14 protein-coding genes are annotated in these 14,752 nt (G+C 45.3%); 8 read left to right on the top strand and 6 right to left on the bottom strand.

Features of this window, described 5'->3' with window-relative positions; genetic code table 11:
- The first annotated feature begins 35 nt into the window (after positions 1–35).
- The 7 genes from ACTRXF_RS13880 to ACTRXF_RS13850 all read left to right on the top strand — a co-directional run bounded on the left by ACTRXF_RS13880 (position 36) and on the right by ACTRXF_RS13850 (position 8,505).
- Positions 36–1,403: a sigma-54 interaction domain-containing protein gene (locus tag ACTRXF_RS13880; RefSeq protein ID WP_474262739.1), complete on the top strand. Its 1,368-nt coding sequence runs from the start codon at positions 36–38 to the stop codon at positions 1,401–1,403.
- Positions 1,404–1,627: 224 nt separating this feature from the next.
- Positions 1,628–2,404 carry a 3-hydroxybutyrate dehydrogenase gene (locus tag ACTRXF_RS13875; RefSeq protein WP_474262736.1) on the top strand — a complete coding sequence of 259 codons (777 nt, stop codon included), beginning with the start codon at positions 1,628–1,630 and terminating at the stop codon, positions 2,402–2,404.
- 36 nt (positions 2,405–2,440) lie between these two features.
- Positions 2,441–3,724, top strand: coding sequence for a GntP family permease (locus ACTRXF_RS13870; RefSeq protein WP_474262734.1), 1,284 nt, complete (start codon positions 2,441–2,443; stop codon positions 3,722–3,724).
- Positions 3,725–3,940: 216 nt separating this feature from the next.
- Entirely contained in the window at positions 3,941–5,224 is a 1,284-nt protein-coding gene (locus tag ACTRXF_RS13865) for an extracellular solute-binding protein (RefSeq protein ID WP_474279551.1), read from the top strand.
- A 78-nt stretch (positions 5,225–5,302) separates the two neighbouring features.
- Positions 5,303–6,601, top strand: a complete 1,299-nt coding sequence (locus ACTRXF_RS13860; RefSeq protein WP_474279549.1) for a sugar ABC transporter permease — start codon at positions 5,303–5,305, stop codon at positions 6,599–6,601.
- A 5-nt stretch (positions 6,602–6,606) separates the two neighbouring features.
- Positions 6,607–7,449 (top strand): sugar ABC transporter permease, encoded by an 843-nt coding sequence (locus tag ACTRXF_RS13855; RefSeq protein WP_091614322.1) that lies wholly within the window; start codon positions 6,607–6,609, stop codon positions 7,447–7,449.
- Between the two features lie 33 nt (positions 7,450–7,482).
- Positions 7,483–8,505 carry a LacI family DNA-binding transcriptional regulator gene (locus ACTRXF_RS13850; RefSeq protein WP_474279547.1) on the top strand — a complete coding sequence of 341 codons (1,023 nt, stop codon included), beginning with the start codon at positions 7,483–7,485 and terminating at the stop codon, positions 8,503–8,505.
- A gap of 144 nt (positions 8,506–8,649) precedes the next feature.
- On the opposite strand, the gene ACTRXF_RS13845 is transcribed toward ACTRXF_RS13850, so the two are convergent.
- The 6 genes from ACTRXF_RS13845 to ACTRXF_RS13820 form a co-directional block, all read right to left on the bottom strand.
- Positions 8,650–9,279 (bottom strand): flavodoxin family protein, encoded by a 630-nt coding sequence (locus ACTRXF_RS13845; protein WP_474279545.1) that lies wholly within the window; start codon positions 9,277–9,279, stop codon positions 8,650–8,652.
- A 372-nt stretch (positions 9,280–9,651) separates the two neighbouring features.
- Positions 9,652–10,317 carry a haloacid dehalogenase type II gene (locus ACTRXF_RS13840; RefSeq protein WP_474279543.1) on the bottom strand — a complete coding sequence of 222 codons (666 nt, stop codon included), beginning with the start codon at positions 10,315–10,317 and terminating at the stop codon, positions 9,652–9,654.
- A 63-nt stretch (positions 10,318–10,380) separates the two neighbouring features.
- A complete protein-coding gene (locus ACTRXF_RS13835; protein ID WP_474279540.1) occupies positions 10,381–11,154 on the bottom strand; it encodes an SDR family NAD(P)-dependent oxidoreductase in 774 nt (257 codons plus the stop codon).
- A gap of 154 nt (positions 11,155–11,308) precedes the next feature.
- On the bottom strand, positions 11,309–11,971 hold the full coding sequence (locus tag ACTRXF_RS13830) for a TVP38/TMEM64 family protein (protein WP_474262719.1): 663 nt from the start codon (positions 11,969–11,971) through the stop codon (positions 11,309–11,311).
- 530 nt (positions 11,972–12,501) lie between these two features.
- Positions 12,502–12,951 (bottom strand): hypothetical protein, encoded by a 450-nt coding sequence (locus tag ACTRXF_RS13825; protein ID WP_474279538.1) that lies wholly within the window; start codon positions 12,949–12,951, stop codon positions 12,502–12,504.
- A 114-nt stretch (positions 12,952–13,065) separates the two neighbouring features.
- Positions 13,066–13,893 (bottom strand): manganese catalase, encoded by an 828-nt coding sequence (locus tag ACTRXF_RS13820; RefSeq protein WP_322527202.1) that lies wholly within the window; start codon positions 13,891–13,893, stop codon positions 13,066–13,068.
- Between the two features lie 393 nt (positions 13,894–14,286).
- Between ACTRXF_RS13820 and ACTRXF_RS13815 the strand changes: the two genes are divergently transcribed.
- Entirely contained in the window at positions 14,287–14,712 is a 426-nt protein-coding gene (locus tag ACTRXF_RS13815) for a MaoC family dehydratase (RefSeq protein ID WP_474262714.1), read from the top strand.
- The last annotated feature ends 40 nt before the right edge of the window (positions 14,713–14,752 follow it).

Genomic DNA, 14,752 nt, shown 5'->3' with positions numbered 1-14,752 from the left:
TCAGAAACGTCAACCGCGATAACGGGGTGGAAAAGATGAAACATTTAGAAGGGCTGGAGCATATTTACGACATATTATTTGGCAGTCTGCACCATTGTGTCGTCATTGTCGATGAGCAGGGAGTCATCACGTATATGAATGAATGCTACTATGATTTTCTCGGCACAAGTAGCGCAATAGCGATCGGACGCCATGTAACTGAGGTGATTGAAAATACACGCATGCATATCGTAGCTGCTTCGGGAGAAGCAGAGAAAGCAAACATGCAGTACATTAGAGGTAATTATATGATTGCCGACCGCGTACCTTTATATGATGATAGCCGTATTATTGGAGCGCTGGGACTGGTCATGTTCCGGGACAGAAAAGAATGGGCGGAGATGAATCAGCATATTAAAACATTAATGCTGGAACTCGAGTCGTATCAAAAGCAGGTGGAGCAGCTGAATGGCACATCTTATTCCCTGCACGATGCGATCAGTGTGTCCCCGGAGATGGAGGAAGTAAAAAGAAACGTGCGTAAGGTAGCTTCAAGCGACGTCTCCGTACTTTTGCGCGGGGAGACGGGGACCGGTAAAGAATTATTTGCCCAGGGCCTGCACAAGCTGAGCGAAAGAAGCACGAAGCCTTTTGTGAAAGTGAATTGTGCTGCCATACCGGGTGATCTGCTTGAGTCTGAGCTGTTTGGCTATGAGGAAGGAGCCTTTACCGGGGCAAAAAAAGGAGGAAAGCCGGGAAAATTCCAGCTGGCTGACCAGGGGACAATTTTTCTGGACGAGATAGGGGATATGCCGTTGAATACCCAGGTGAAAATTCTTCGTGTGCTTCAGGAGGGAGAGCTTGAGCCGCTTGGTGCACAAGGGCCACGGCAGGTGGACGTGCGGGTGGTTGCTGCAACCAATCAGCCGCTCGAACAGCTGATAGAAAGGCAGCAGTTCCGGGAGGATTTGTACTACCGGATTAATGTTATTTCAATTACGGTGCCTGCTCTGCGTGACCGTTCGGAGGATATTCCTCTGCTCAGCAAATTTATGCTCCAAAAAGTTACGGAAAGACTGGGCAAACGAATTACGGCGTTCGATCAGCAGGTGCTTGACCGCTTTTTGGATTACTCTTGGCCGGGGAATGTACGGGAACTCGAAAATACGGTTGAGGCAGCCGTGCATCTTGCAGAAGGAGAAACAATTCATCTGAGTGATCTTCCTGCACGCATGACGGAGGCGGGGCAGGCGAACCGGAAAAGCGGAATAAAACCGTTGAAACAAGTAATTGCTGAAGCAGAAAAGGAAGCGGTAAAGCAGGCGCTGAAGGAAGCGGAGGGTGATAAGCGGATAGCCTGCGATCTGCTCGGAGTAGGAAAGTCCAATCTCTACAATAAAATCATGAAATACAGCCTGGAATAACAGCGGGTTTTTCCATGTTTGCGGAAACCATTCCATTGTTTTGGAATGGTTTTTATTTTTTAAGTCTGTTCTTGTAAAAGAATACATTAGCGGCGGGAATTCGAAGCAAAAAGCATTCAAATAAATGTTGGCATGGTTTTTGCAAATATATAGACAGTAAACGGATTTGGAACAGAATTCGTTTTTGTAAGCGGTTACTAAAAATTTAATCAGGAGTGATACAAATGGTTCAAGGTAGAGTGGTATTTATTACAGGTGCAGCAAGCGGCATAGGGCTTGCAATCGGAAAAGCATTTGCCCGGCAGCATGCGAAGGTAGTACTGACAGATATAGATAAAAACAAAGTACAGAGTGCTGCCAGTGAGATCAAAGATGAAGGCTTCACCTGTATTGGACTGGTCTGTGATGTTACCAATGAAGATGCGGTGGACAAGGCTTTTGCGGAAACGCTGCGAGAGTTCGGCCGGGTGGATATTCTCATTAACAACGCCGGCATGCAGTACGTAGCAAAGCTTGAGGATTTCCCAACCGAAACATTTGAAAAAATGACCAAAATTATGCTGACAGCGCCTTTTTCCATGATGAAAAAAGCGGTTCCTATTATGAAAGAACAAAAGCACGGCCGAATTATTAATATGTCGTCGATCAACGGCGTAATCGGGTTTGCCGGAAAAGCGGGATACAACAGCGCAAAGCACGGGCTGATCGGGCTTACAAAAGTAGCAGCTTTAGAGGGAGCAGAGCATGGCATCACGGTAAATGCCCTCTGTCCGGGCTACGTCGACACACCGCTCGTCCGTAATCAACTGGAGGATCTGGCGGCAGACCGGGGCGTTACGCTGGAAAAAGCCCTGGAGGAGGTTATCTATCCGCTCGTACCGCAGAAGCGTCTGCTCGATCCACAGGAAGTAGCAGACTATGCCTTATTTTTAGCCGGGGACCAGGCGAAAAGCGTAACCGGACAGAGCGTGTTAATTGATGGAGGTTATACGGCGCAGTAGTCTGCGTTTGTTTAAGATAGAAAAGGAGGTAAAATAATGCTTGGAATATTGTTAGGCTTAATTACATTAATGGTTCTCGCCTACTTAGGCTGGTCCATCATCTGGGTAGCTCCGGTGGCAGCAGGTATAGTAGCACTTACCGGAGGGCTCGATCTGCTTGATGCTTATACGGGCACATACATGAGCGGCTTCGTCGATTTCGCGCAAAGCTGGTTTCCGGTATTTATGCTTGGCGCCGTCTTCGGGAAACTAATGGAAGACACCGGGATGGCACGCTCTGTCGCTGTAGCGCTGACAAAGCTCATTGGGAGGAATAGGGCGATTTTAGGCGTCCTGGTTGCTTCTGCGGTACTTACTTACGGCGGTGTCAGCTTGTTTGTGGTTATTTTCGCTGTGTATCCGCTCGCTCTTTCCTTATTCAGGGAAGCAGATATCAGCCGCCGGCTGCTGCCGCCGACCGTCGCTTTGGGGGCATTTACATTTACGATGACAGCACTCCCGGGCACGCCGCAGATTCAAAATCTGATTCCGATCGAATACTTTCGTACAAGTGCTGCTGCCGCGCCGTTAATGGGCATTATCGCAGCTCTGGTGATGGCGGTGGGAGGCTATCTCTATTTACGGTGGCGCGAAAAACAGATGACGGCTAAAGGAGAGCGTTTCACTGAACCTAAGGACAAAAGCATGATGGAAAAAGAAGAGAAGGCACCACCGTTCATGCTGTCGATACTTCCGCTGATCACAGTGCTCTTAACACTGAATCTTCTCGGATGGGACATTGTGGTGGCGCTTCTGACAGGTATAGTACTTATTATGCTTCTCAATCTGACTAAATTTAAAAAGTTTGTGCCTGCTGTTAACGGCGGAGCGAGCGGCTCCGTGCTTGCCATCATTAATACGAGTGCTGCTGTTGGTTTTGGCAGTGTAGTAAGGGAAGTGCCGGGGTTTGACCAGTTAACCTCATTACTGATGGGGGTGCGCGGAAATCCATTAATTTCCGAAGCTGTAGCAGTTAACATTCTCGCCGGATCAACAGGATCCGCGTCGGGAGGAATGGGGATTGCACTCGAAGCACTGGGGGAAGAATACTATCAGATAGCGATGAATACAGGGATCGACCCTGAAGCATTTCACCGTATCGCTTCACTTTCTTCAGGTGGACTCGACGCCCTTCCACATAATGGGGCTGTCCTGACTCTTTTAACAATTACAGGCATGAGCCATAAAGACAGCTATAAGGACATTTTTGTTGTCGCTGTGTTGATTCCGATCATCTCCGTGATTGTCGTTATTCTGCTGAACACGCTTGGTATTTTATAAATAAAGAGAAAAGGGCGTTCTGTAAATATTACGGGACGCCCTTTAATATGAAAATCCAAGCATTGTATATAAATTTGCAAACGTTTGCCCTTTTTTATTTTATTTGCTATTGCATTTTATATCTAACACAAATATAATAAGATTAAATTTGAAAGCGATTTCATAAAAACGTTTATGCAAACGTTTGCTTTCATAACTAAAGTAGGGGGAAATGACATGAAGAAAAGACTTAGATGGCTGGCGATTCCTTTCTTAAGCGGAGCAGTTATACTCACAGGATGTGCACCCGACAGAGATGGAGGTGCTGAAGAAAGCGGTGGCAGTTCGGGAAATGAAGAGCCGGATAAACCAGAAAGCTTAAAAATTTGGGCAAATGATGATGACCGGCAGGTAAACGCATATAAAGAAATTACAGAAAACTTCACTGAAGAAACAGGTATTGAAGTTGAAATAGCGCGCCAGGACTTTGATGGACAAACAGAAAAAATTTCTCTGGATGGTCCGGCAGGTAATGGTCCTGATTTATTCTTCCAGCCACATGACCGGATTGGCGATATTCAGCTTCAGGGACTTGCCTCTCCGCTAGATGCAGATGATGAAAGGCTGGGGGAATACCAGGAAGAAGCTGTCCAGGCCATGACATATGACGGAGAGCTTTATGGAATCCCTTCGGTAACAGAAACTTATGCGTTACTGTACAATAAAGAAATTTTGGAGGAGCCTCCGGAGACTCTGGATGAGCTTGAAGAGGCAGCCGAGGAACATACGGATGCAGGCAATGATGAGTACGGGTTTCTTATGGAAGCAGCCAATTTTTATTTCACCTACCCGTTTGTAACAGCTTATGGTGGATACGTTTTTGAGCAAAATGAAGACGGAACCTATAATACGGAAGATATTGGACTTGCCACTGATGGAGCTGTAGAGGGCGGAGAAATGATTGGTTCGTGGTACGAAGAAGGTTATATTCCTCAAGGAATAACTGCAGATGTTATGAATGGTTTGTTTGAAAGCGGGGATGTTGGAGCAGTAGTCAGCGGACCGTGGGCGCTGCGGGGTTATGAAGAAGCAATTGGTGAGGAAAACCTGGGTGTAGCAACTCTGCCAACGACAGAAGACGGCGAAGAACTAACTTCGTTCTCGGGAGTAAAGGGATGGATGGTCTCTAATTTCGTCGAAGATGACCGTAAGTATTGGGCGGAAGAACTGGCATTATTTATGACCAATGAAGAAAGCTCAAAAACATATTTTGAAACCGCTGGAGAAGTTCCGGCGAATACAGCGGTCGTGGAGTCAGATCTCATTCAGGAAGACGAATATTTTGCAGGATTTGCTGAACAGACCAGACATGCAGAGCCAATGCCAAACGTGCCGGAAATGACGCAGGTATGGGACCCAATGGCAGACGCGCATGAATACATCGCAGAAGGAGCTGCCGCAAAAGAAGTGCTTGAAGAAGCTGAAGGCGAAATAGAGCAGGAGATTGAACTGCAGGAATAACTATAGGCTTTCAAATGATGGCGCGGGCTTTTGAACATTTCTGATAGCCCGCGTTCAATATTTACACAGGGGGTTCTTATGCAAAATGAAAGGGCACTTTCACATAATAATAAACAGTCCCGGCACAGTGTACGTCTCGCTGTACTTTTAAGTATCATCCCTGGGGCAGGGCAATGGTATAACAGGAGATGGATTAAAGGAACAATTCTCTTTTTGATGGCGGCCGCATTCATTATCTCTTTTTTTCAGTTCATTAGTGTAGGCCTTTGGGGTTTGCGCACACTTGGTACTATTCCTGGGCTTGATGATTCCCGGGCATTAATTATTCAAGGAATACTATCATTATTTCTAATAGTGGTTGGAGCAGGATTTTACATTTTTAACCTCGTAGATGCCCGTCAGGACGCTGTCAAGATTTCTGAAGGCTGGGTCCTTCCCTCGGTAAAGGAAGCATTTAAAAACTGGTGGGACGCTATTTTTCCGTATGCGCTTATAACGCCTGGCTTTTTACTGCTTATATTTGTCGTCGTTTTTCCACTGCTCTTTATGATATTACTCGCTTTTACTAATTACGACCGGTACAATGCACCGCCCGGAAATCTGCTGGAATGGGTAGGGTTTGAAAACTTTCTCAACATTATCAATGTACCTATTTGGCGGGAAACTTTTATATCTGTACTTTCCTGGACACTCGTATGGACATTTGTTGCTACTACACTTCAAATTATATTGGCCCTTGTTCTCGCTGTTTTCGTAAACGATGAAAGAATAAAAGGAAAAAAGTTGATCCGAACGGTATTTATCCTTCCGTGGGCAGTACCAGCTTTTGTAACAATCCTTATATTCGCAGCGCTGTTTAATGATAATTTTGGCGCCATCAATCAGGGAATTATGGAACCATTATTTGGGCAGAGTGTGCCATGGCTTACAGATCCTCTATGGTCGCGTACAGCTCTTATTATGATTCAGGTATGGCTTGGTTTTCCATTTGTATTCGCTTTATTTACCGGAGTTCTGCAAAGTGTGTCTAAAGAGTGGTACGAAGCAGCAGATGTCGACGGCGGGTCAAAGCTACAAAAATTTCAATTTATCACCCTGCCTCACGTATTATTTGCTACGGCACCTCTTCTGATCATGCAGTATTCGTTTAATTTTAATAATTTTAATATCATTTACTTATTCAATGAAGGCGGCCCGGCAGTGAGGGGACAAAATGCCGGAGGAACAGATATATTAATTTCCTGGGTTTATGAACTTACTTTCCAGAATAATATGTTTAACATGGCGGCTGCCATATCACTAATTATGGGTCTGATGATTGCAGCATTTGCTATTCTTCAATTCAGGCGCACAAAATCATTCCAAGAAGAGGGGTAGAGGTAATGTCGGCACGTATGAAATCCCGTTTAGAAGTAACTGGAATTTATGCAGTGATAGCTGTAATGTTTATCATTATTTTTTATCCGCTGCTTTGGACATTTGGATTGTCTTTAAACGAAGGCACTAACCTGTATTCTTCGAGCATTATTCCAAAGAACCTTTCGTTCGAACATTACATTTGGCTTTTTACGGATCCCGCAAGTAATTATGTGACGTGGTATAAAAACACGCTTATCGTTGCGGCTACGGTTTCTATTGTAGCTACATTTTTTGTAGCTTTGACTGCATATTCATTTTCAAGGTATCGTTTCCGGGGAAGAAAGTACGGTATATACACATTTTTAATTCTGCAAATGTTTCCTGTTCTGATGGGTATGGTGGCTTTATACATTTTATTGAATACGGTGGGGCTGCTGGATTCACTTTTAGGACTAATTTTGATATATTTAGGCGGAGCGATACCGATGAATGCATTCCTTGTAAAAGGATATTTTGATACAATTCCTAAAGAATTGGATGAATCAGCAAGAATTGATGGAGCAGGACACTTTTCCGTATTATTTAAAATTATGCTCCCACTTGCAAAACCTATACTCGCTGTAGTGGCATTATTTAATTTCATGACGCCATTTATGGATTTTCTGCTGCCAAGCATTATACTAAGAAGTGAAGAAAATTTTACGCTGGCGCTTGGTTTATTTAATTTTGTTAACGACCAATTTTCAAATAATTTCACTCGCTTTGCAGCTGGTTCTGTTTTAATTGCAGTACCAATTGCAACGGTTTATTTACTTTTACAGCGGTGGTTAATTTCAGGGCTCACCTCTGGAGCGACAAAAGGGTAAACCATGAGAGCTGGCAGGAAAGAGGGACCCCTAGTGGCTGTAACGATAAAAGATGTGGCAAAACGTGCGAATGTAGCGGCGTCTACGGTATCGCGGGTCATTGCTAACAGCTCTAAAATTAGCCCCGGCACAGCACGCAGGGTTCGTGAAGCAATCACAGAGCTTGACTATAATCCGAATTACCATGCCAGGAGCTTAGTTAAAAATACAACGAACACTATAGGTATTGTTATGCCGAGGTCGGCCCAGTCGACATTTCAAAACCCCTTCTTTCCAGAAGTGATCAGAGGGATTACGTCTGAAATACATGACAAGGATATAGGGTTATATTTATCTACTGGGCAGACGGAGGATGAAATTTACAATGAAGTGGTGAAAATGGTGGTGGAAAGCCGGGTAGACGGTATAATTCTTTTGTATTCTCAAGAGAACGACCGCATCATGCCTTTTCTATTAGAAAAAGATTTTCCCTTTGTATTAATTGGACGTCCTTCTGAACAGTTAAATCAAATATCCTACGTTAATAATGATAATGTGAAAGCAGGCGCAATGCTTACAGAATACCTGCTGCTCCTTAATCACACAAAAATTGGCTTTATCGGCGGAAATGAAAATTCGATGGTAACGAAAGATCACTTAGAAGGATATGCAAATGCCCTGGAAAAGCGGGCGATTCCGTTTCGGGAAGAATATGTTGTATACCGGGAAGAAATCAAAGAGGGCGGACAGGAAGCGGCTATCGAATTAATGTCACTTGCGAATCCGCCGACTGCAATAATTGCTGCAGACGATATGATGGCTTTTGGGGTACTGCGAATGATTCAGGACATGAACAAAAAGGTGCCGGACGACGTTTCCATTGTCAGCTTTAATAATTTTATGCTTTCCGAGCTATCCACTCCGCCCCTTACTACGGTGGATATTCACATATTCGATTTAGGGGCGCGGGCAGCAGAGAACTTAGTGAATTTAATGCATTCAAGCAACAAAGATATTCAGCATACCATTGTGCCTCATCACCTCGTTAAACGAGACTCATGCACCGTGTGGAATTAAAGAAAAATTTTTGCCGGGTCTTATCAGCTGTACAGGTAAATAACGTGTGACAAGCCTGCTTGCCGCTGATGCATAAACGGTTAAATAAGCATAGAACCCCTCTGTATTCTGAACAGAGGGGTTTTTTCTGCTGGAAATTAATAATTACTTATTCATCGTATTGCCTTCCGGCGGGATAGGGTGTTCCTGAAAAAACGAAGCCAGGTGCCATGTGTTGTAGGCAAGCATCTCTACGTGTTTTTTTGTGAATACATTCTTTCGTCCGTCGCCGTCCATATAGGAAGGGCCAGGGCCGGCTTCTCCGACCCAGTAAGCATCCACATGTGGCGGAATAACAAAACCAATATGGGAGAGGGCGTACAATACAGCGGCTGACGCGTGCTTTGCTCCGTCTTCGTTTCCCGTAACGACAACACCGCCCACTTTGTTGTAGTAGATGGACTGGCCGACAGCGTTGGTATCACCGCTGCTGCCGTAGAGCCGCTCAATGGCCAGTGTGGCCAGGCTGCTTTTTTCTCCGAGCCAGAGTGGTGTTCCGATTATTAGGATATTCGCTTGTCGCACTTGTTCAAAGATCAGCGGCCATTCGTCGCCGTTCCCCATATCGCCGCTGATACCAAAGGGAATATAATAATCAGCAAGACGAATGGTTTTTGTTTCCACACCTTTACTTTTTAAAATATCGAGCACTTCATTCGAAAGAGCTTCTGTATGAGACGGCTCCGGGGAGGCTTTCAGAGAAGCGTTGAGCACCAGTGCGTATAGATGGCTCATGAAACATCTCTCCTTATTATTCATCGCGTGGATGAAAATATAATGTAACGCACGACTCGGTCGGGGTGATAATGAAACGAGCGCTCAGCTTTGAGAGGAAAGAAATGAAGGGAGGAGAGTTTCTGGCGATAGGGAAAAACCAGGGTTTTCACTTCCGAAAATTTCAAAAGCACAGAGTGATTAACCAAAAGGCCTTTGATCCATTAATGCAGCCCTGGCGTACATAATATTGTATGCATATGAAGCGGCAAATGAATACTGCCTGGGAGAAAGTTATATATCTTATACCCGTTACATAAGAAAAAATCCGTCCGGGCCGTGTTATTGCCATGGCCGGGCGGATTTTATATTTGTGGATTTGTTTTAAAAAAATCAGTTTTCGATTAAAGGCAGGAGCGTGGTGTAGTGATAATCCGGAGGCAGCTGCAGCTCTTCGGTTGGCTGCTCATTTCGATTGATCCAGGCTGTGGTGAAGCCAAATGCTTTAGCGCCGCTTATGTCCCAGCCATTACTCGATAGAAAGGTAATTTCATGACGAGGCGCTCCGGTGGTATCTAAAATGAGCTGATACGATGCCGGGGAAGGCTTAAATTGTTTGATATCGTCTACACTGAGGACGTAATCGAGGTAGTCGTTTAACCCGGCCTGTTCAAGCAACGGCTCGAGCATGTCTCTTGACCCGTTACTGAACACGATCAGGGTGGCAGACTGCTCTTTAAGCTTCTGCAGAACATGCATGCTTTCTTCAAAGAGCGATAAATGATTGTAGGCCTTCATCAGCTTTTGCTCAGTTTCCTGGGCCCATTCGGCGTGATGGGCAGCTAAAGAAAACCGCAGCGCATCTTTGGTAACAGAAGAGAAGGGGACGTATTTTTCCATTGCCTGACGGAGAAAGGAATACTGGATCTGCTTTTGTCTCCAAAGCTGGCCGATGCTTTCCCCCTTACCGGGGAAATGCTCCTCGCACGTGGCATCGATCGATTGAATATTAAACAGAGTTCCATAAACATCAAAGGCAAAAATGGAGTTTGCAGACATCGAAAAGCTCCTTTTTAAATTTATATTTTCGGAGTACACATAGTTAAAAGGCGGGTGGCCATGTTACAGCCCAAATGAAGTCATGCCGCCGTCAATGTAAATGTTCTGACCGTTGACATAGCTCGACCCGGGAGCAGCCAGATACAGGACAGAGGTTTTGAGCTCGTCAAGACGACCAGTACGTTGGATGGGGGTGCGCTGTTCCACGGAGTGACGAAAATCCTCGTCTTCAAGGGATTTGGCATTAAAATCTGTTTTAAAGAACCATGGGCTGATCGCGTTAACCGTAATGCCGTACGGGGCAAGCTCACCCGACAATTGTTTGGTAAATTGGACAAGGCCTGCCTTACTCGGGCCATAGACAGAACTGAAGAACAAGCTTACGCCGCCGGCCACCGAAGCCGTATTCACAATGCGGCCGTAATTGGCTTTTTTCATGTGGGGAACAACGGCCTGGGTCATGAGAAACGCAGACTTCATGTTCGTATTGAACACATGCTCCCAGTCCTCTTCACTTATATCCTCTACCTTGCCATAAGCGGCGGTGCCGGCATTATTAACAAGCACGTCGATCCGGCCGAAGTCCTCCATGATACGCGATACAGTCTGCGAAACCTGCTCTTTGTCCGTCACGTCACAGGTGAGAGGAGTTACTTCTGCATTCGTTTCGCTCCTGATTTCGTCAGCTGCTTCTTCAATTTTACTTTGAGTGCGGCCGAGAATAACCACGTGGGCTTCTGCTCCGGCGAGTGTTTCGGCCATAGTTTTTCCAATGCCGCTGCCGCCGCCGGTAACTACGGCAACTTGTTGGGCCAGAGAAAATAAGTTCATAGACATACTATCGATCCTTTCATTTTTTGTTCTAAAGAAAATACAGAAAGAGAAAACAGGAATACCCTCTCCGGATACCCCTGTTTCTATTCATTCAATCTATGGGTTTTTACGCTTCGGACCAGACCACCGGCATGTCAACGATTTCAGCCTTATAACTTTAAGGCTTGTCAGTAGAAAGTCCGAGCCACCGTTTTACTGGCTCCCGGAAATAATACGTGATGCCGATTAATAATAAAAATAAAGCCGCAGCAATGATGAATATTAAAATATTGCCTGAAGCAATACTGGCACCTAGAAAGCTGTAGGCAAATGTTCCAGGAATCATCCCCAGAACGGTGGCAAGAATAAATGAAGAGAAACGGACCCTGGCGATTCCACCTGCGTAGCTGAGTAAGTCAAAGCTCACAATAGGAATGAGGCGCAGGACAAAAATGTATAAAAATCCGCGCTTTTCCATTTGATTGAACAGCTTTTCCGACCAGGAGAAGCTGTCCATTTTTAATACTGAGCGGCCAAACAGCCGGGCCATAATATACCCTGTGGAGGCGGCCCCTGTAGCCCCGATAATGATATAAAGAACACCGGGCCAGACACCAAAGGCAAGACCTGCTCCAAGCGACAGTACAGAGGTGGGAAAGAAGACAAACGGGCCGATAGTGTAAATAATGAAGAAAATCACCGGTCCCCACCACCCAAACGACAATACGAAGTCACGGATATCGGGCGGACGGATCTCCAGATGAAAATGGGTGAAGTAAGAAACAGTGCCGAATGCTAATAAAATCAAAGCAATTTTCAGCCAGCGCGGAAGCGGGAGCACAATTCTTCATCCCTTTCGAAACATAGACGTACTGAGTGTTATTCGTTATTAATGCATTTATATCGTTAGTAAGCGGGAAACACTATTGTCGGAACAATGTATCACGGTGGAAAGTAATTATTCAAAGCATACGTACCGCGATGTAAGGAAGCTTACACGCCATATAAAAATAAAGCGACTCACAGAACAGAAATGAAAATAAATGCAGCTTCGAAATAACGGTTGCAGCAATACGGGGGATGCTGTAACTGCTGGAAAAAAGCGTATGCACATGGTGGAAAGCAGAGCCTTATTCTTGAAGCATTGAAGGTGGAAGCCGAAACGAAGAAATAGAAAAAGCCATGGCTTCCGCAGCCATGGCTTTTGTACAGGAATATGTGTAAACACTGGCACTGATTTATAACTATCTGCCGGTAAAATAAAAAGAAGAAAAAGGTATCTGCTGTGTATATGGTTGAATACGACCCTGAGCGCCAGCGGGACACATGGGCGGCGGCTTCTCAAACTGGTAATTTGTGCAGCCGGATATTTTAATTAGATCCAAACGGCCCGTGGGGATTATGGGAGTAGGAGCTGTTCTGATTCTTGTCCTCCCGGGAGAGACTTTGTTTGGCTTCGTCTTTCGTTTTCTGCACTTCCTGTACAGCTTCCTTACCTTCCTTTTGCACAGTATCCTCAATCTCTTCACTGGCTTCTTTAGCGGTGTCGGCGATTGTCTTCGATTCCTGCTGAATCTGTTGAAGCTGCCAAATGAGATCTCTGCCGTATTTTTCATAAATCGTATGCAGCTGAACACCTGTCGTTTTAAAGAGCTCGAGGGAACGCTGGAATCTGTTTTTTACTTCTTCCGTATCAATGCTTTCACCGGCTTCTTTTTCTTGGCTGGATGACCTCACTGTAAGCCAGGCAATGCCGCTTCCAACAACGACTGTAGACAAAATCGCAAGCGGAATAACGTTCTGTTTAGACGTATTCGTCATTGGTACCTCCTTTTAACTGTAGGTGATTTGGATAACTAATCTGGTGATAAATAAATAAGGAAGAGAAAAAGATCTCTTCCTTATCGGTGAAATTTATAAAATAAACTGTGCTGCTTACTTTTTGTCCATGTCCGGAAGGGTGTTGTGCATATAGTCAGGGGCTGGTTTCAGCTCCGGCTTGCCACCATGGGCCTTTGGCTCGGATATATACTCAAAGGACTGGCCGTCCGGTGCTTTATCTTTCAGCCAGTTGAGGTTCGCGCTTTGCTCCCCTTCCGAGAAATTCATCAGCTGATGGGAAAACTCGGTTGCTTCCCATTGGGCCGGTACGGTGGATGGTGCCGTAAAGCCTTCTTTCTGCTCGAGCTCTTTAATAGCTGCCGCCCACTGGTTCTGGTGCATCGTGTCCCGGGCGAGTAAGAAGGAAAGCATCTGGCGGACACCTTTGTCTTCGGTCATTTCATACAGGCGGGCCACCTGGAGGCGTCCCTGCGATTCCGCGTTAAGGTTAGCGCGGAAATCACTAAGCACATTGCCGCTCGCAATAATATAGCCGGCGTTCCAAGGGACACCGTTGCTGTCTTTAGGCACAGCGCCAAGTCCGGAAACGATCGCATGCTGCGGGTTCATGTCGCCCATAATGGATTCGACAATGGGATTTTTCGCTGCTTCTTCCTGTTCTTCCACAGGCGCGTCATCAAGCAGCTGGGCAATCATGGTCGCGATCATTTCGATATGGCCGAATTCTTCCGTGCCGGTATCCATCAACAAATCCTTATACTGCTCGTTGCCGCGGGTGTTCCAGCCCTGGAACATGTACTGCATCGCTACCGAGATTTCTCCGAACTGGCCGCCGAGAATCTCCTGCAGCTTTTTGGCAAAGACGGGATCCGGACGATCTGGTTTCGCGTGAAATTGCAGTTCTTTACGGTGAAAAAACATAAATGAATAACCCCTTTTTGTAGTAAATAGTTAGTTGGTCTAATTAAATGTGTATCGTCCGATCTATGAATAAAACAACATACCGCCTTGGCGCCTGGTGGTTGGCCCTCCTTTCCAAAATCATAAAAAAAGAGCCAGAAAAAGGAGGTCTCTCCCTTCTCTGGCTCATAACTCAGCTTTTTATCTGGTTATTCCCGCCATGCAATATGTTGTACTGCTTATGTTATAGCCAATAATTAAAAGGTTTAAACGTAGATGCTCTATTTATTTTAAAAAGCCTGCAGAATTTTTAGAATGGCGAAGGTTTTAATAAGCCAGGGGGAAGTATGCTAATATAGACCTGCTGTTAATGTAAGTGCTCCAATTAAAGAAGTCGGAGAAAGGAGGGGAAAAATGAAGCTTGATACATTTACCCTGGGGCAGATATTTGAAACGGATGCGTACAGGGTAACGAAGGAGGATATCCTTCGGTTCGCGCGCGAATTTGACCCACAATATATGCATATAGATGAAGAGAAAGCTGCAGCAGGAAGATTCAACGGTATTATTGCTTCGGGCATTCATACGATCAGCATCACGTTCAAGCTCTGGGTGGAAACAGGGATGTACGGAGAAGAGGTCGTTGCAGGTACGGAGATGAATCATATTAAATTTATGAAGCCGGTGTACCCGGGCGACGAACTGCGGGCTTATGCTGAAGTGACGAAGATAGAAGCAAAAAGAGAAACGGAAGGTATACTTACAGTGATGCTCAGAACATACAATCAAAAGAATATAAAGGTATTTGAAAGCGAATTGTCGGCCCTGATCAAACGTTAATTTCGTATAGAAAAGCCAGCCCGTCATCATAATGGGCTGG

This window comes from Marinococcus sp. LNHM3E3-2.2, from assembly GCF_056034385.1.
Note: the sequence above shows the minus strand (reverse complement) of the source record. Positions and strands in the feature narration are given on the sequence as shown.